This is a genomic window from Flavobacterium sp. LHD-85, from assembly GCF_030929595.1.
In the GTDB taxonomy this organism is placed as follows: Bacteria; Bacteroidota; Bacteroidia; order Flavobacteriales; family Flavobacteriaceae; genus Flavobacterium.
This window is the reverse complement of record NZ_JAVFVR010000017.1, coordinates 75,826-93,424: the sequence shown is the minus strand read 5'-3', so window position 1 is coordinate 93,424 and position 17,599 is coordinate 75,826. Positions and strand designations below refer to the sequence as shown.

The window sequence follows — 17,599 nt, the reverse complement described above, 5'->3', positions numbered from 1 at the left end:
AAAAGTAAATATATTTGTCAAATATACACATTAATGAAAGTATTATTGGTAGGCGAATACAGCCATTTGCACAATTCTCTAAAAGATGGTTTACAGGCTTTAGGACATGAAGTTTTTATTGTCGGTCGAAAAGATGGCTTTAAAAACTTTCCTGTCGATTTTCCTATCCAAAAAAAATGGGACTCGGGATTGTTGAAAAAAGCAAAAGTTGCCCTTTATAAATTGTTTGGCTTTGATATAAGTTCATTTTTTACATATTGCCAATTTTTAAAATTCAAAAAGCAATGTTCTGGTTTTGATGTTGTGCAGTTAATCAACGAAAACAGTTTTGAATGCCAGCCTTACTTTGAAAAAAAAATTATTTCACATCTTTCAAAAAACAATCAAAAGCTTTATTTATTGAGCTGTGGCTACGATTATTTGAATGTGAAATATTGCTTCGAAAATCCCGATTTTAAATCTGTAATTCCGTTATATCTTAATCATAAAATCGATAAAAAGTCTTTTGGAAACGTTCTGAAATTTCGTGAAAAAGCATTCTTCAAACTGCATCAGTTTATTTACAAAAACTGTCACGGAATAATTGCTTCCGATTTTGATTATCATCTTCCGCTACAAGGAAATAGTAAATATTTAGGATTAATTCCAAACCCAATAAACATTGATAAATTACTATTTGAATCGCTGAATATTGATGACAAAATCATTATTTTTCATGGAATTAATAATGATAATTACATAAAAAAAGGAAATGATTATTTTGAAAAAGCTCTAGAAATTATTCAAGAAAAATATGCTGAAAAAGTAGAAATAATCACCGTTAGAAGCGTTCCTTATTCCGAATACATAAATCTTTATAATCGTTCCCATATTTTATTGGACCAAATTTACGCTTACGATCAGGGTTATAATGCATTGGAAGCTATGGCAAAAGGAAAAGTTGTTTTTACAGGCGCAGAAACCGAATTTATTTCGCATTACAATCTTTCAAAAAAAGTCTGTATAAATGCTATTCCAGACCTTGAGTATTTGGTAAATGAATTGTCTTTTTTAATTGAAAATCCAGATGAAATTATGGCGATTGGAAAACGTGCGAGAGCTTTTATAGAAGAGCATCATCACTATAAGAAAATTGCAGAAAAGTATATTTTGAAGTGGAATGAAAATTAGAATAGAATTTTTCTAAAATAAAACGCCAAAACCAGTAGATAAACCAAATTATCGAAAGCATAAGCGATTACAACGCCTTCGATTTGAAAGATTTTGATAAAATACAAACAGGCAAAATATAAGACCGAAAACGAAAATAATTCGGCAATGATAAAGGCTGAAGTCATTTTTTTAGCAAAAAACTGAAAACCCAAAATCAGGGCGCAAACTTTGAAAACATCGCCTAAAAGCTGCCAAAAAAACAAATTGGCTACAGGTAAAAATTCTTTAGTAAAAAGCAATTGAACTATAAAAAATCTAGTAAAATATAGCAACGTTAAACCCAAAACAAAAATTGGAAGTATAAATTTATAATACTGTAAAAAGGCATTTTTGGTTTCTGAATCATTTTGAGCTTTAGATAATTTTGGAAGAAAATAAACACTCAAAATCGTACTGACAAACATTAAATAATAAGTCGAAATTCTAGTCATAGTTTCCCAATATCCTGCTTGTTCGATTCCTAAATTCTGAATAATATGATTTCGAATTGCAAGAAAAACAAAAGGTCCTAAAACAGACGAAACCAACACCATCAAAGAATAAGAAGAAAGATTTTTCAATACATTAAAATTGAATGCTTTTAATTTTATGAATTGAAGAAATTGAATCTCTTTTTGAACCAAATAAAAAGTAATAAAAAACAGTAAAGCTGGCGCGATAACAATTGCCAACAAAGCTCCGGTAGTTTTGAACTGCAAAATCAGAAAAATGGAAGTCAATAAACCAATAATGTTCCCAATGATATTAATCCAAATTACTTTTCTAAATCTGCCCAAACCATTAATTACCGCAATTAGAAAAATTGAAAGTCCGTAAGTTGGCAAAACCAAAGCTAAAACTTTAAAAACAATCAAATATTCAGTCTTATTTCCAAAAATTTCTTGGTTCCAATAAGAAGCTGTAAAAAATAAAATGCCACTTAATAGAAACGCTAAGAAAACTAGACATATAAAAACCGTAGAAACTATTTTTTCAAGTTCGGTTTTATTTTTTTCATTTTCAGCGGTATATTTTACGATTCCATTTTGAAACCCCAAAGTGGAAATATTTTCTAATGAAGTTAAAAAGTTACGAAGATTTCCAACCAGAGCCATTCCGCTTGGGCCAACAAAAATTGCCAGAATTTTGGATGTAATTAAACCGATTCCGATTTTTAAAGCAACACTAAAACTGTTTAAAGAAGCAATCTTAAACAAATTTGTTTGAACTATTTTTCTATAAAAATTCAATTAGTATTGGTTTAAAGTTTTGATCACAAAATTCACATCAGATTCTGTCATAATGGGACTTATCGGCAAGCTCAAAACTTCTCTATGAATCTTTTCAGTTATCGGAAACGACAAATTATTCCATTGCGAAAAAGCCTTTTGCTGATGTGGCGGAATTGGATAATGAATTATGGTTTGAATATTGTTCTGAGCTAAACATTCTTGTAAATGTGCCCTGTTTTCTGTTCGAATAACAAACAAATGGAAAACATGATTCCGAGAAAGATCCCAAAATGGAAGCACTATTTTATCATTTTCAATTTCTGATAAATATCGTTTTGCAATAGCTCTTCTTTTCTCGTTATCTGAATCTAAATTTGGTAATTTTAAATTTAAAAACCCAGCCTGAAGTTCGTCTAATCTGGAATTTATGCCGACATATTCGTTATGATATTTTTTTTCTGAACCATAATTTCGGAGCGAAAAAAGAACTTTTGCTAATTTTTCATCGTTTGTGGTAATGGCTCCGCCGTCGCCTAAACAACCCAGATTTTTTCCTGGGTAAAAACTAAATGCGGAAGCACTTTGCGACTCTTCGACTCCGCTCAGAGTGACATCGTAATTCTGGAATTTGGAATTTTTATTTTGGGATTTATTTATTTTTACTCCGTGAGATTGTGCTGCATCTTCTACGACAATCAAATCATGTTTTTCTGCAATCTCATTTATTTTTTGCATTTCAGCTAATTGTCCGTATAAGTGAACTGCTAAAATAGCTTTTGTTTTTGAAGTGATTTTCTCGGGAATTAATTCTGGATTTATATTGTAGGTTTCTAATCTTGGCTCGATCAAAACAGGAACTAAATCGGCTTCTAAAATGGCCAGGATACTTGCAATATAAGTATTAGCTGGAACAATAACCTCATCTCCTTTCTTTAGTTTTCCAAGTGCAATGTAACCTTTAAAAATGAGAACCAAAGCATCAAAACCATTTCCTACTCCAATGCAATATTTTGATTGGCAATATTCCGCAAAGGATTTTTCAAATGTTTCCACTTCTTTTCCCAAAATATACCAGCCGTTTTCTAAAACCGATTTCAGTTTTTCCTGAAAAGCAGCTTCATAAGGCTCGTTTATTTTTTTTAGGTCTAAAAATGGTATCACTTTATTTCTATTTTATAAAAATCCTGATTGTAAACAGAACAGCCTAATTCTTCTTTTTGATTCAAAAGCCCCAAATTATAACCTGGTTCATTTTCATCATCCACAATTCCCATATCAAAAAAATGCTTCCCTTTTCTTTTGTATTTATGAATCAGATTGATGAATAAAAAATCTAGCGCCCTACATTCTTCTCCTATTTTTGAAGTAGCGCCATATTGCGATTTTATGACATTTTTGGTTTCAAAAATCGTTATTCCCGCTATAATTTCATCATTTCTGTAAGCAGAATATTGTCTTATGTTTTTCGGGAATTTAGATTTCAAAAGTGCCATTTCTTCTTTGGAATGAACAGGTTTTACATCAAATTTTTCTAATAATCTTGGCTCTAAAATTTTCTCCCAAAACGGATCGAAATTTTCTTCTTCAAAAATATCTAAATCAAGATTTTCGATTCGTCTGAAGTGTTTCATTTTACTTTTCGAAATCTTCAAAGGAGTCATCAAATTAACCGCCAAATTCATTTCTTTACGTTCTAAAACTGCCCCTCTTTTCATTAAAAAAAAATCGAGTGCAGCATTTCCTTCCGAAAAATAAAAATCTGGAATTGGTTTATAATAAAAAGTTTCGAGTTTATTTTCTTTCAAAAAAAATAAAATTTGATCTAAAATCGATTCTGCTTTTTCTGCTTTCAATTTGGACAAAAACACTAATCCGCCGTAAGTTAAACCTTGATGAGAATAGAGTGAATTTCCTTTTTTATTGGCGGGAAGAACAGCTCGCAATTTTTCATCTTCGAAAACTAAAAGCGAAAAGTCTTCAAAACGATCTTTATGATATTCGATAAAATCGCGATGAAACAAAAAAGTAGCATTCTTAGCCTGAGCGACAAAATCGTTCCAAATTGAATAATCCTCTTGAGAATACTTTTTTATGGTGTATTTCATGTCTATTTATGATCAAATGCCTTTAAATGCCATTTATACTTCACTGCCATTAATCGAATTACAATAATAACAAGTGAGGTAACTAAATATAAAATGTCGTCGTTTAAATTGAGTTTTCGCAATCCAAAAAAAACGATCCCACCAAAAATACAGATGGTTGCGTAAATCTCTTCTCTAAAAACGTTTGGAATTTCGTTGCATAAAATATCTCGAATTACACCGCCAAAACAGGCCGTCATTGTTCCTAATGCAATACAAATTGCAGGATGAAGACCTGTTATAAGTCCTCTTTCAAGACCTATTAAAGTAAAAACTCCAAGCCCAATTGTATCAAATAGAAACAATGAAGTTCGAAGTTTATCGAAGCTTTTTCTGAAAAGAATCGCTAGAAAAAATCCTAAAATGATCACATACACGTATTGCATGTCGCGCATCCAGCCCACAGGAGTTCTTCCGATTAAGACATCACGAAGTGTTCCGCCTCCAACGGCAGTAACAAATGCAATGATAAAAACCCCAAACGGATCTAATTTTTTGTGCATTGCGGTCAAGGCGCCTGACATTGCAAACGCCATTGTCCCAATAATATCAAGTAAGTGAAACATTTTTTTTGAGTTACAAAGATGCAAAGGGTCAAAGTTACAAAGTTGTGACGAATAATCTTAACAACTCGCACTCATAAAACATTCCTTATTTTTTCACGTAAATCGGACTTCTTTTTAACAAATAGGAAATAGAGTCCATCCAGCCATCTTTTACTGCCAACAAAGGTTTACGGGTTTGCGAGTAGATTTTATCGGCATTTCTATACATATCAAAATAAACCGTATAGTAATAATACGTCTGATTGTTTGCTGTTGTTGTAGAAATATCGCTTGTTGTTACTTTTTTATCATTATTGCTCACTTTCGCGTTTCCACTGTTATATGTGGTAGCCGTAGTACCGGTTCCAATTGTGTATGAAACTTTTGCGGCCACAATATTATCAACTCCTAATATTTTTTCAAGATCTTCTATTGGCGTTTCGTCAATATTATTGTGGTCAATTCCTGCTTTATGCAACAAACTGTTTGTAGTTCTTAAATCCTGAACTGTCAGCGGAAAAATATTAGATGATTTATCTAACAATTTATTGTACAAATCGTTTTGAGCAAATTTTGCCATATCCTCAGAGCCTTGCTGATTATCTGCATTTACATAAGGAACTGGCAATACTGCGATTGTATTGTGTTTCATATCTGCACTTGCTACATTTTGAGAACTGCTTTGAGGGGCAATGCTTGCATTTGCAGAGACATCAAAGGTTTGAGATCTTCCGCTAGCAAAATCAATTCTGGCAATCTGCGAAACGTCTAGCGAAATTTGAACCGTTTCACCAGGAAGTGAATATTCTACTGTTTTATCAGACATTTTTAGAACCGTACATTCAATAATCTGATAATCTCTTTTTATAATTTTATCTAATTTTTTTCCGCTTTGAGCAAAACTAACGCAAGCAGATAATAGTACTAATAATACGAGAAAAGGCTTTGTAATTTTCATTTGTTTGGAAATTTATGAATTAATTATCTATATATAAATTTACGAAGAAATTCTAAAAAATTATCAGCAAAAACCAGAAAAACTCAACAATTGTTCAAAGAAAAAAAATCACATGTTTTGTGTGTAAAAATTATAATCTTTTAAAATTACACGGATAAAATCGCTATTGTTTCCCGATTGATTTTTAATACCAGTTACACTTTCAATTTTAGCAACCAGTTTGTAAATAACTTCATGATCATTTTTAGCTGCTGCTTTTTGATAGGTTTCCTTAATAATACGCATATCATTGTCTGAAAGCTTGATTACCAAAGGATACGTTGGCACATAAGATTCACCTATTTCTTCCAGAATAGTATGGCTGATATTAATTTTATTCTTCAATGTAATAACCGCTGTTCCTGCTGCCATATCTCCCAATCGCTGTGATTTCTGGCTTGTAATAACAGCAATAAGTCCCGGAAGTCCGAAGAACGTAAAAAAGTCAATTACCCTAAAAAACCAGCGAATTAAATAGTCTCCAAAACCTGCTTGATAACCATCAATTTTTACCACTTTTATTTTCAATATTTTTTTGCCAAGAGACTGACCTTCAAAAACACTTTCTAAAACCAGCGAGTAAACTATAACTGGAGAATACAATAATAAGAAAATCGCGCCACGTGACCAGCCATCCAAATTAACCATCAATCTATCGAGCTGCAGCCAGTCAAAAAGTATTATTGAAAGCGCTGTTATATAGCAGATTATAACAAACAAATCTATAAAAAAAGCACCTAGCCTTTCACCTACAGAAGCAGCGATAAAATTTATTTTGACATTTTGTGTCGTATTAATAGATAATTCTGACATATTTCATATTTTAGCCTACAATGAGAGAAATCGCCTTTATAAAACAAAACAGAGAAAAATGGCTCGAGTTTGAGCTGGCAATTTTTGGTAAAGCTAAAAAAAATCCTGATGAATTAGCTAATTTGTACATTCAAATGATGAATGATTTGTCGTATGCTCAAACGTATTATCCTAAAAGTAAAACGGTTGTGTATCTCAATCATCTTGCCTCTCAGATTTATCAAAAAATTTACAAAACCAAACGAACCGATCAGAATCGCCTAGTAGATTTCTTTAAAATCGAAGTCCCTTTATTGGTTTACGAATACAGAAGGTATTTGGTTTATGCGTTTGCCTTATTTTTTGTGACCGTTTCTATCGGAGTTCTTTCTGCTCGTTACGATCGCGATTTTGTACGTCTGATTTTAGGCGATGACTATGTAAATATGACTTTACAAAACATCAAAAAAGGCAATCCGATGGCCGTGTATGGTTCGGGCAGCAATTGGGGAAGCTTTATTGGCATTACGGTCAATAATCTTTTTGTTGGCGCCAGATGTTATTTCTACGGAATCTTTGCAGGAATCGGAACTTTTAATGTTTTTCTTCAAAACTGTATTATGCTGGGTTCTTTTCAATATTTTTTCTACGAACAAGGCGTTTTCTGGAAAAGTGTTCGAGGCATCTGGATTCACGGTTCTATGGAGATTTTTGCCATTGTTATTGAAACTACAGCGGGTTTTATTTTAGGAGCTTCTATCCTATTTCCTAAAACTTTTTCTAGGTTAAATTCATTTAAAATCGGTTTCAAAAACAGCTTTAAAATATTCTTAAGCACTTTTCCGTTTACCATAAGCGCAGGATTTTTAGAAGGTTTTATTACACGATATTCTATCGATATGCCCAATTGGCTAAGTAGTTTTATTATTTTATTGACATTGGCAATAATTTCGTTTTATTACTTAATATATCCTTTTATAGTACACAAAAAAATAACTTCAAAACCAATTCATTTATAATGTTCGAGCTTTACAGAAAAAGACAATTAGGCGATAATCTAGGCGACACTTTTACTTTTTTCAAAAATTACGGAAAGAACTTTTTCAAGATTTTTTTTATTGCAAATGGAGCATTTTTACTTCTTTTTGCAATAGTAATTTATACGCTCCTTAAAGTTAATTTTGAACATATCCAAAACTCTGGTCTTGAAAACAATCAATTAAAAAATGATCTTCTTGAATATTTCAATCATAATGAAGGATTAGTAGTGGCACTGATGTTTATCTGCATTCTTTTATTCTTTATTATATCATTGTTTAATTATGCTTATCCGGTTTTATATTTAAAAATGATCGGAGCTGGCAAAGAAGATTTTGAATTGAATGATGTCTCGGCAAGTTTTTTTAAAGTTCTTTTTAAATTAATAAAATTCAGCATAGGATATTTATTTTTAGTTTTTCCGGTTTTAATAATTGCACTGATCATCTTGTTTTTTCTGTGCTTCATTATTATCGGGATTCCATTGCTTATGATTGCGCTACCTGCATTATTTACCTTTTTAAACCTGCATTTTTACAGTTATCTGACAGAAGAAAAGCGTTTTTTTGAATCTCTGAAACACTCCTACTATTTAATAAAACTAGATTTTTGGAACACAATTGGAACAACCTTTATTATTATGATGATAATGCAGTTTGTTCAGTTTGCCATAACAATGTGTTTATACTTTGTGGGTATGTTTATCGCTTTAGCCTATTTAATTGGAAATTCTGCTTCAGACCATACAAACTCTATAGAACCTTCACCTTTGTTGATAGGCTTTATAACGATTGTTGTAATTGTGCTAATTATTCTTGGCAACATTTTTAACAACATCATTATAGTTAATCAAGGAATGATTTACTATAGTCTTGATTCAGGAGACAAACAAGAATCTAAATCAATTGATTTAATCGGAGATACTACAAATGAATAGGTTTGTTATCATTTTATATTTTCTTTTCTGCTTGAACCCATTGTGTGCTCAAGATACTCTGGTGGTTAAAGAAGATCCTCCAAAAATTGTTGGAATTAAGTATACCGAAAAAGATATCAAAGTAGATTCTGGAGCTGTAGAAGCCAGACATTTTGAAAAGAACTTCAAGAAAAAATATACCGATAAAGATTTTGTCTACAAATACAAAGAACCCGAAAAAAACTGGTGGGATCACTTTAAGCATTGGCTCGCTAGACAAATTGCCAACTTATTTAATTTTAGCAGCGTAAAAACGTCTCTCGATTTAATTTCTATTTTATTTAGAATAATTGCCATTGTAGTGGTTATTACCTTGATTTATTTTATAGTCAAGGCATTAATTAAACGAGAAGGAAGATGGATTTTCGGAAAGAATGCCGACAAAAGAGCTTTGTTTTATTCTGATGCCGAGAAAAATATCCATCTTTTAGATTTTGAAAAACTTATTAAAGAAAGCATCGAAGCTGGCGAAAAAAGAATTGCCGTGCGATATTATTATTTATGGCTTTTGAAAGTAATGGCGCAGCATCATTATATTGAATGGGATATTGAAAAAACCAATTCCGATTATTTGTACGAACTGCATAATCCTGCTCACAAAGAAGAGTTTACTTATCTTTCTTATCTGTACAATTATATTTGGTATGGTGAATTTGAAATTGACGATACAACATTCAGAAAAACAGAAAACCGATTTAAAAAAGCATTAAAAACCTTTGGCAATGGATAATAAAGTTAAAATATACATTGCTATTCTGGTTTTAATTTTCGGAATAACATTACTCGTAGACAAAGGACAGCCAAAACCTATTGATTGGACTCCAACGTATTCTGTTGAAGATAAAATCCCTTTCGGATTATATGTTTTTGATCAGGAAGCCGATGGGCTTTTTAAACAGAAAATAGAAAGAATTTCTACTCAAACTCCTTACGAATATTTGGATTCTCAATATGATGCAAGAGAAAATGTAGAAACCTATAAAATCAAAGGAACTTTCATTAATATTTCTGAAGCTGACAATATTGATGATCAATCTATGAAAGAAATTCTATATTTTGTTTCTCACGGAAACAATGCTTTCCTAAGTATGAAAGTATTCCCGAAAGTGCTGCTAGATTCTTTAAAAATAGAACTAAAAACCGATTTCATGCCCAATGACAGCATTTCGGTTTGGATGGCAAACAAAAAAACAAGCGCAAAAAAATATACTTTTAATACTGGTTTAAACGATTATTTTTCTAAAATAGACACTTTAAACACAAAAGTTCTAGGATATCAAATCAGCAGTAAAAACAAAAGACAAGTCAATTTTATTGAAGTTCCTTATAAAAATGGCTATCTCTATCTGCATACGCAGCCAGTGGCTTTTACCAATTATAATCTGCTCAAAAAAAATTATTATCAGTATGCCGAAAATGTTCTTTCTTATATCCCGAAAGGAAATATTTTCTGGTACAATAAAACTTTTAACGATAAACGAATTTCAAGCTCTCCAATGCGTTATATCTGGAGTCAGCCCGCTTTAAAATCGGCTTGGTATTTAGGCTTACTTGGAATTCTTATTTTTATGATTTTTAATGCAAAACGCAAACAGCGAGTTGTTCCGATCATAAAACCGTTGGAAAATCTCACCGTTGATTTTACCAAAACAATTGGAAATTTATATTATCAGGAGGGCGATCATACCAATATTATTGATAAAAAGATTATTTACTTTTTAGAAAAAATCAGAACTGATTATTTGCTTGACACCAGCAAACTAGACGATGATTTTATAATGAAATTGCATTACAAAACCGGAAAAGATGAAAAAGATATTCGCGATGTGGTTCAGTTAATTAATGACCACCGAAATAGTTATCACGGAAGTCTTGAAGAAGATTTGATTAAAATAAACGCAGCAATAGAAAAGATTTTACATTAATTTATTTAGCTATTCCCTCTAGCTATCGGGAGTGGCAAAAAAATAAAAAAACATACCAATTATGGACGACATCAATACAACATCAAGCGAAATCACAAATGAAAATGTGAATTTTGAAACGAGAATCAATTTAGGACCGCTTTTGGATCACGTAAACACGATCAAAAAAGAAATCGAAACCGTAATCGTAGGACAGCACAAAATGGTAGATCAGCTTTTGGTTGCTATTTTGTCAAACGGTCACGTACTTTTAGAAGGTGTTCCTGGAGTTGCCAAAACAATTACAGCTAAATTATTGGCTAAAACCTTAAATATTGGTTTCAGCAGAATCCAGTTTACGCCAGACTTAATGCCTTCAGATATTTTGGGAACATCTATTTTTAATCTAAAAAATTCAGAATTTGAATTCAAAAAAGGCCCAATTTTTTCTAATCTGATTTTAATTGATGAGATTAACCGTGCTCCTGCAAAAACACAAGCCGCACTTTTTGAAGTAATGGAAGAACGCCAAATTACAATTGACGGTTCAGCTTATCAATTGGAAGCTCCGTTTTTGGTAATTGCAACTCAGAATCCTATAGAGCAAGAAGGAACTTATCGCTTGCCTGAAGCGCAATTAGATCGTTTTCTTTTTAAAATCACAATTGATTATCCAAAACTTAATGAAGAGATTCTAATTATTCAGAGAGAACATTCATTGCAAGATCATGGAAAACTAGATGCCATTAAAACCATTCTTTCTGCTGAGGAAATCAAAGAATATCAAGGTTTGGTAAAACAAATTAGGGTTGAACAAAACTTATTAGAATATATTGCTAGAATTGTGGTAAACACACGCGAAAATGCCTTTTTATATCTAGGAGCTTCGCCTCGTGCTTCGATCGCTATTTTGAATGCTTCAAAAGGTTTTGCTGCAATCCGCGGACGCGATTTCGTAACGCCAGAAGACATTAAAGAAGCTGCAATTCCAGTGTTACAGCACCGCGTCATCGTAGCGCCAGAACGTGAAATGGAAGGACTTACAAGCTCAGAAATTATTAAACAGATTATTGAAACGGTAGAAATTCCGAGATAATTATAAATTATGAATGGTGAATGGTGGACAAACTTGAAAGTAAAAACTTTGTACATCTCAATTGTCACCCTGAGCGAAGTCGAAGGGCACAACGGGCTTCGACTCCGCTCAGCCTGACAAAGAAGAGCAAACTTGAAACCTGAAACTTGAAACAATAAAAACTAAAAAAAATTTGAAACCGTCTAAACTTCTTATATCGTTCTCCCTACTATTGTTGATTGCTTTTCAGCCATCAAATGCTGCTTTTTTAAAAGACAAGAAAGATTCTTTTTATTTCAAAAATGACAAACAGGAAATTGAATCTTTAGTAAAAAAACTATACGAATGGGTAGAAACGAAAAACAGCAACAATGACTTCAACCCTCTTTCGAATAAAAAAGGAGACAAATACATTGGCTTAGATTTAAACTCGCATAAAAAAAGACTGGAAGAACTAAAGAGAACCAATTTCTTTTCGCAGCAGTTTTTAGACAATTACAATAAAATTGCTTTACGAATAGATTCTAATCTTAAAACAAAAAAGATTGAATGGTTTGAAGGAGAATTACCTCCTTTTGGAAGCGATTCTAATCCGTGGTGCAATTGCCAAGATAATCCAGAAAATTTTTGGAAAACAATGACGATTAATCATCTGAAGATTGAAAACGATAAAGCTTCTTTTGATTGGACTTGGTCTTGGGAAGGTGATTTTAAATATAAAGTGAAAACCATTAAAGAAAACGGAGTCTGGAAAATAGCTTCTTTAGAAGGCTTTGATTTTAATGAGTTCACCAAAATTTATTAGAAAAACATAAAACCGAGAAAACTTGAAATTCATAAAAAGTCTATATCTGAACAATTTCTTTTTCTATGTGCTCATTAGCATTATAGGATTGTTTATCTGTGCTTTTATTTTTCCGAATATGTACCACGCAGTTTGGCTGCTAGTCTTAGGTTTAATTACTTTTTTAGGCCTTGATGTATTGCTTTTGTATTTAGCAAGAACTGGACTTGAAGCTGAAAGAATTACACCCGAAAAATTATCAAACGGAGATTTAAATCCGATAAAGATTAATTTAAAAAACCATTACACTTTTCCCATTTCGGTTAAAATTATTGATGAGATTCCGTTTCAATTTCAAGTTCGCGATTTCAAAATCGTAAAAACAATAAAAGCGGCAACGCAAAAAGAAATTGGTTATGATCTTCGTCCAACAGAACGTGGAGAATATCATTTCGGCTCTTTAAACATCTATGTTTCTTCGCCATTAAAATTGATTTCGAGAAGATTTCTTTTCGATAATGGTCAAATGGTTCCAACCTATCCATCTTATATTCAGTTAAGAAAATACGATTTGATTGCTTTTTCGAATAATTTATTTCAATACGGAATTAAAAAAATACGCCGAATTGGCCACACAATGGAATTTGAGCAGATTAAAGAATATGTTCAAGGCGATGATTTACGAACTTTAAACTGGAAAGCTACAGCAAAAAGAAATTCGTTGATGGTGAATCAGTTTCAGGACGAAAAATCGCAATCGGTTTATATGGCAATCGATAAAGGACGTGTGATGCAAATGCCTTTTGACGGATTAAGTTTATTGGATTATGCTATTAACTCTTCTTTGGTTTTGTCTAATGTGATTCTGAAAAAACAAGATAAAGCTGGACTTTTTTCTTTTTCTAAAAAAGTAGAAAACAGAGTTTTTGCCGAAAGAAGAGGTTCACAGATGCAAAAGATTCTCGAAACTTTGTACAATATAAAAACCGATTTCTTCGAAAGTGATTACAGTAGATTGTATGTTGATATTAAGAAAAATATCAATCAGAGAAGTTTAATTATTCTGTATACCAATTTTGAAACAATGGACGGTCTAAATCGACAATTGCCTTATTTAAAAGGAATTGCCAAAAGCCATTTATTGGTTGTGGTTTTCTTTAGCAATACAGAACTAAACGGTATTATCAATAAAAAAACAACTACAATTCAGGAAGTTTATGACAAAGTAATTGCCGAAAAATTCATGTTCGAGAAACGATTAATTGTAAACGAATTGAAGAAATACGGAATCCATTCTGTCTTAACACAACCAGAAAATCTTACGCTTGACGCCATTAATAAATATTTGGAGATTAAGTCGAGAGGGATTTTATAGCTTATTTATTTTCAAGTTTGTTGCATTTCGATCAAAATACTATTCTCAATCAAAAATCAAAATAATGAAATCAAAAATCACTCTTCTCCTATTTTTTATCTTTTTTGCACAGTTAGTTATTGGCCAACAAAATATTCCAACCATAAAAGCAATATCAAAAAAACTTGATATTAGAGATGGTAAAACATACAAAAAACAATCTTGGAATATTTCTCCTCAACTAAATCCAGATGTATACGAAACATCATCATTAGGAAAAAAAGTCACTTTTATTACTGATAAAGATTCTATCTCAGTAAAAATTAAAAAAAATACACAATTTGATTTTGTGATTTTACTTAATGATTCTGTAAAAGCCTATACACAAATCAAGTATAAAGCCGCTACATCTCGCTTAGAAATACTAAAAAAAGCAGCTAAATATAATTATTTAGACAATAGATTTATTCCTGAATTTACTTATCAATCAATGGAGAATCCAAATCTAATGAAAATCAGAAAAGATTTAAAATTGGATTCAATTGCTGGAACTGGAAGCGAAACTTCTCAAATTCTTAATTTACTTCATTGGGTGCATAAAATAATTAGACATGATGGAAGCAGTTATAATCCAACGCTAAGAAATGCAATCGATTTAATAAAAATATGCAAAACCGAAAATCGCGGTCTTAATTGTAGAATGATGGCAACAATTCTTAATGAATGCTATTTAGCTATGGGGATAAAATCTAGATATATTACTTGTATGCCAAAAGAAACTGATTTTGATGATTGTCACGTAATTAACATGGTTTACAGCAACGAATTTAAAAAATGGATCTGGATTGATCCTACTTTCGATGCTTATGTTATGAATGAGAAAGGAGAATTACTTGGAATTCAAGAAGTAAGAGAAAGATTGATTAACGGAAAAACATTAATTTTAAATCCCGAAGCAAATTGGAATAACAAAGCCACGCAGACTAAAGAATACTATCTGGAAACTTATATGGCTAAAAATTTATACCGACTAAAAACTCCTGTTTACAGTGAATATGACACTGAAACCGTGAAAGATGGAAAAGAAATCGCATATGTTGAACTTTTGCCATTAGACGGAATTGAACAAACTCCACAAAAAACAGAGTCCACGAATACTAAAACAAATGTAAAAACTATAAGCTACAAGACAAATAATCCGAATTTATTTTGGGCTAAGCCAACGAAATAAATCTTTTACAAGCTTTTTTATCTATCTATTAATTTATAGTTACATTCTGTCATCGAGTAAAAATCGTTTTATTAAATTACTTAGTTTTGAATCGTATTTCAAATTTATCTGCAATGAAAAAAACAATTCTAATTCTATTCGTTTTATTAGGCATTCAATCTCAAGCGCAAAAAACAGAAAACATCATTATCATTACTACTGATGGCTTTAGATGGCAGGAAGTTTTTAAAGGAATTGATCCTGCAATTGCCAATGATAAAAAATTCAATCAAGGAGACAGCGCTTACATTTATAAAAAATATGCTGACGCTGATATAAAAGAAGCACGCAAAAAATTAATGCCTTTTTTCTGGTCTGAAATTGCTACTAAAGGTCAAATTTATGGCAATAGAGACTTAGGAAACAAAGTTGATGTTGCTAATCCGTATTGGTTTAGTTATCCTGGCTATAGTGAAATCATGACTGGAAATGTAGATGTAAAAGTCAACTCAAACGGTTACAAAGCCAATCCAAATGTAAATGTTTTAGAATTTTTAAATAAACAGTCTAAACTGAAAGGAAAAGTTGCCGCTTTTGGCGCATGGGATGCTTTCGACAGAATTTTAAATGAAGAAAGAAGCGGGTTTCCTGTAATTTCTGCCTTTGATAAAGTGGGTGGAAATAAACCAACAGCAGCTCAGCACTTATTAAATGAGATGCGCGATAACTCATATAAACCATTTCACATGGATGAATGTTTAGATGTTTTTACGCATTATCAAACTTTAGACGAGCTAAAAAATAAAAAACCAAAAGTACTTTATATCGCTTATGGTGAAACTGACGAATGGGCACATCATGCACAATATCGTTCGTATTTGGACGCTGCCAATCAAGTTGACAAATGGATTCAGGAAATTTGGAATTTTGTTCAAAACGATCCGCAATACAAAAACAAAACAACTCTTTTCATAACTGTCGATCACGGACGTGGAGACAAAGTAAAAGCACAATGGACAGATCACGGCTCTGATGTTCCGGGTGCTTCAGAAATTTGGTTTGCTGCAATGGGTCCAGAAATTACTCCAAAAGGCGAAATCAAAACAAATTCTCAATTTTATCAAAAACAATTTGCTCAAACTTTAGCAAAATTAATGGGATATGATTTCAAAACCGATCATCCTGTTGAAACTGAGATTAAAGAAGTTTTTGAGAAATAGTTTTTTTTCGCCACGAATTCCACGAATTTTCACTAATTTCTTTTGACTAAATTATAATTCGTGAAAATTCGTGGAATTCGTGGCGAAAGAAATATCGTTTCAAACCTACAAGGATTTAAAAACCTTGCAGGAAGAAAAAAACTCTGTACCTTTGCCCCTCTGCAACTTTGAGCCTTAAAAAAATGAAACAAATTACTTCAGTTCAAAATCCGTTTATCAAATCTTTGGTTTTACTTCAAGAAAAAGCCAAAGCCAGAAAACAAACCGGAACGTTTTTGATTGAAGGACAACGCGAAATTTCATTAGCCATAAAAGGCGGTTACGAAATCGAAACGGTTTTATTCTTACCAGAATTAGTTTCAGAATCAGAAATCAATAAACTGATTCAGAATCCGTTTCAGATTATCGAAATCAATAAAGAAGTTTACCAAAAACTAGCGTATCGCGATACAACAGAAGGAATTCTTGCTGTTGCTAAAACCAAATCATTAAAATTATCTGATTTAAAATTATCCGATAATCCGTTGATTTTAGTGGTCGAATCTTTAGAAAAACCAGGAAATATTGGTGCTGTTTTACGTACTGCGGATGCTGCCAATTTAGACGCAGTTTTGATCGCCAATCCAAAAAGCGATTTATATAATCCGAATATTGTGCGATCTAGCGTTGGATGTCTTTTTACCAACCAAATCGCAACTGGAACATCCGAAGAAATTATTGCTTTTTTAAAAGAAAAAAAAATCAATTTCTACAGTGCCACTTTACAAAATTCGACTTCATATCATACACAAAACTTTACTACTCCAACCGCTCTTGTTGTCGGCACAGAAGCAACGGGCTTAACCCAGCAATGGCGTGATGAGGCAACTCAAAATATCATTATCCCAATGCAGGGCGAAATCGACAGCATGAACGTTTCTGTTGCTGCTGCAATTCTAATTTTTGAAGCGAAAAGACAAAGAGGGTTCTGATTTTAGATTTTAGATTTTCTAAAGTTGATTTGCTCCTTTAGATTTTGGAATTTGGAATTTAAAAAAATTGGAATTTATTCCTGCAAAAATCCAAAATCTGCACTCTAAAATCTACAATAGCAAAGCCTTGCGTATGTTCAAACTAATTCTTATTTTTAGTACTTGA

At 32.0% G+C, this 17,599-nt stretch carries 17 protein-coding genes; 11 read left to right on the top strand and 6 right to left on the bottom strand.

Annotated elements, in window-relative coordinates:
• Positions 1–33: 33 nt before the first annotated feature.
• Positions 34–1,170, top strand: coding sequence for a glycosyltransferase (locus tag RB618_RS21435; RefSeq protein WP_308070671.1), 1,137 nt, complete (start codon positions 34–36; stop codon positions 1,168–1,170).
• Here the strand turns inward: RB618_RS21435 and RB618_RS21430 are convergent.
• The 6 genes from RB618_RS21430 to RB618_RS21405 form a co-directional block, all read right to left on the bottom strand.
• Positions 1,167–2,441, bottom strand: coding sequence for an O-antigen translocase (locus tag RB618_RS21430; RefSeq protein ID WP_308070670.1), 1,275 nt, complete (start codon positions 2,439–2,441; stop codon positions 1,167–1,169). The two genes, RB618_RS21435 and RB618_RS21430, sit on opposite strands and share 4 nt — an antisense overlap.
• A complete protein-coding gene (locus tag RB618_RS21425; RefSeq protein ID WP_308070669.1) occupies positions 2,442–3,584 on the bottom strand; it encodes a DegT/DnrJ/EryC1/StrS family aminotransferase in 1,143 nt (380 codons plus the stop codon).
• Positions 3,581–4,528: a FemAB family protein gene (locus RB618_RS21420; protein WP_308070668.1), complete on the bottom strand. Its 948-nt coding sequence runs from the start codon at positions 4,526–4,528 to the stop codon at positions 3,581–3,583. Before RB618_RS21420 ends, RB618_RS21425 begins: the two co-directional genes overlap by 4 nt.
• A 2-nt stretch (positions 4,529–4,530) precedes the next feature.
• Positions 4,531–5,133: a trimeric intracellular cation channel family protein gene (locus RB618_RS21415; protein ID WP_308070667.1), complete on the bottom strand. Its 603-nt coding sequence runs from the start codon at positions 5,131–5,133 to the stop codon at positions 4,531–4,533.
• Between the two features lie 85 nt (positions 5,134–5,218).
• Positions 5,219–6,070 (bottom strand): hypothetical protein, encoded by an 852-nt coding sequence (locus RB618_RS21410; protein WP_308070666.1) that lies wholly within the window; start codon positions 6,068–6,070, stop codon positions 5,219–5,221.
• Positions 6,071–6,178: 108 nt separating this feature from the next.
• Positions 6,179–6,922 carry an RDD family protein gene (locus tag RB618_RS21405; protein ID WP_308070665.1) on the bottom strand — a complete coding sequence of 248 codons (744 nt, stop codon included), beginning with the start codon at positions 6,920–6,922 and terminating at the stop codon, positions 6,179–6,181.
• A gap of 20 nt (positions 6,923–6,942) precedes the next feature.
• Between RB618_RS21405 and RB618_RS21400 the strand changes: the two genes are divergently transcribed.
• The 10 genes from RB618_RS21400 (at position 6,943) to RB618_RS21355 (ending at position 17,433) form a co-directional block, all read left to right on the top strand.
• Positions 6,943–7,920, top strand: coding sequence for a stage II sporulation protein M (locus RB618_RS21400; RefSeq protein ID WP_308070664.1), 978 nt, complete (start codon positions 6,943–6,945; stop codon positions 7,918–7,920).
• Positions 7,920–8,876 carry a hypothetical protein gene (locus tag RB618_RS21395; RefSeq protein WP_308070663.1) on the top strand — a complete coding sequence of 319 codons (957 nt, stop codon included), beginning with the start codon at positions 7,920–7,922 and terminating at the stop codon, positions 8,874–8,876. The genes RB618_RS21400 and RB618_RS21395 overlap by 1 nt, the downstream gene beginning before the upstream one ends.
• Entirely contained in the window at positions 8,869–9,645 is a 777-nt protein-coding gene (locus tag RB618_RS21390) for a DUF4129 domain-containing protein (RefSeq protein WP_308070662.1), read from the top strand. The genes RB618_RS21395 and RB618_RS21390 overlap by 8 nt, the downstream gene beginning before the upstream one ends.
• Positions 9,638–10,840 (top strand): DUF4350 domain-containing protein, encoded by a 1,203-nt coding sequence (locus RB618_RS21385; RefSeq protein ID WP_308070661.1) that lies wholly within the window; start codon positions 9,638–9,640, stop codon positions 10,838–10,840. The genes RB618_RS21390 and RB618_RS21385 overlap by 8 nt, the downstream gene beginning before the upstream one ends.
• A gap of 61 nt (positions 10,841–10,901) precedes the next feature.
• Entirely contained in the window at positions 10,902–11,915 is a 1,014-nt protein-coding gene (locus RB618_RS21380; protein WP_308070660.1) for a MoxR family ATPase, read from the top strand.
• Positions 11,916–12,087: 172 nt separating this feature from the next.
• Positions 12,088–12,699, top strand: a complete 612-nt coding sequence (locus tag RB618_RS21375; protein WP_308070659.1) for a hypothetical protein — start codon at positions 12,088–12,090, stop codon at positions 12,697–12,699.
• A 22-nt stretch (positions 12,700–12,721) separates the two neighbouring features.
• Complete coding sequence (locus RB618_RS21370; RefSeq protein WP_308070658.1) at positions 12,722–14,053, top strand: DUF58 domain-containing protein; 1,332 nt, start codon at positions 12,722–12,724, stop codon at positions 14,051–14,053.
• 64 nt (positions 14,054–14,117) lie between these two features.
• On the top strand, positions 14,118–15,263 hold the full coding sequence (locus RB618_RS21365; RefSeq protein WP_308070657.1) for a transglutaminase-like domain-containing protein: 1,146 nt from the start codon (positions 14,118–14,120) through the stop codon (positions 15,261–15,263).
• Positions 15,264–15,376: 113 nt separating this feature from the next.
• On the top strand, positions 15,377–16,462 hold the full coding sequence (locus tag RB618_RS21360; protein WP_308070656.1) for a phosphoglyceromutase: 1,086 nt from the start codon (positions 15,377–15,379) through the stop codon (positions 16,460–16,462).
• A 182-nt stretch (positions 16,463–16,644) separates the two neighbouring features.
• Positions 16,645–17,433, top strand: coding sequence for an RNA methyltransferase (locus RB618_RS21355; protein ID WP_111377924.1), 789 nt, complete (start codon positions 16,645–16,647; stop codon positions 17,431–17,433).
• Positions 17,434–17,599 lie beyond the last annotated feature (166 nt).

What these genes read in the sequence shown, in the direction of transcription:
- RB618_RS21435 (WP_308070671.1), top strand. Translation starts at nt 34, where the DNA reads ATGAAAGTATTATTGGTAGGCGAATACAGCCATTTGCACAATTCTCTA.
- RB618_RS21420 (WP_308070668.1), bottom strand. Translation starts at nt 4,528, where the DNA reads ATGAAATACACCATAAAAAAGTATTCTCAAGAGGATTATTCAATTTGG.
- RB618_RS21415 (WP_308070667.1), bottom strand. Translation starts at nt 5,133, where the DNA reads ATGTTTCACTTACTTGATATTATTGGGACAATGGCGTTTGCAATGTCA.
- RB618_RS21410 (WP_308070666.1), bottom strand. Translation starts at nt 6,070, where the DNA reads ATGAAAATTACAAAGCCTTTTCTCGTATTATTAGTACTATTATCTGCT.
- RB618_RS21405 (WP_308070665.1), bottom strand. Translation starts at nt 6,922, where the DNA reads ATGTCAGAATTATCTATTAATACGACACAAAATGTCAAAATAAATTTT.
- RB618_RS21400 (WP_308070664.1), top strand. Translation starts at nt 6,943, where the DNA reads ATGAGAGAAATCGCCTTTATAAAACAAAACAGAGAAAAATGGCTCGAG.
- RB618_RS21395 (WP_308070663.1), top strand. Translation starts at nt 7,920, where the DNA reads ATGTTCGAGCTTTACAGAAAAAGACAATTAGGCGATAATCTAGGCGAC.
- RB618_RS21390 (WP_308070662.1), top strand. Translation starts at nt 8,869, where the DNA reads ATGAATAGGTTTGTTATCATTTTATATTTTCTTTTCTGCTTGAACCCA.
- RB618_RS21385 (WP_308070661.1), top strand. Translation starts at nt 9,638, where the DNA reads ATGGATAATAAAGTTAAAATATACATTGCTATTCTGGTTTTAATTTTC.
- RB618_RS21380 (WP_308070660.1), top strand. Translation starts at nt 10,902, where the DNA reads ATGGACGACATCAATACAACATCAAGCGAAATCACAAATGAAAATGTG.
- RB618_RS21365 (WP_308070657.1), top strand. Translation starts at nt 14,118, where the DNA reads ATGAAATCAAAAATCACTCTTCTCCTATTTTTTATCTTTTTTGCACAG.
- RB618_RS21360 (WP_308070656.1), top strand. Translation starts at nt 15,377, where the DNA reads ATGAAAAAAACAATTCTAATTCTATTCGTTTTATTAGGCATTCAATCT.
- RB618_RS21355 (WP_111377924.1), top strand. Translation starts at nt 16,645, where the DNA reads ATGAAACAAATTACTTCAGTTCAAAATCCGTTTATCAAATCTTTGGTT.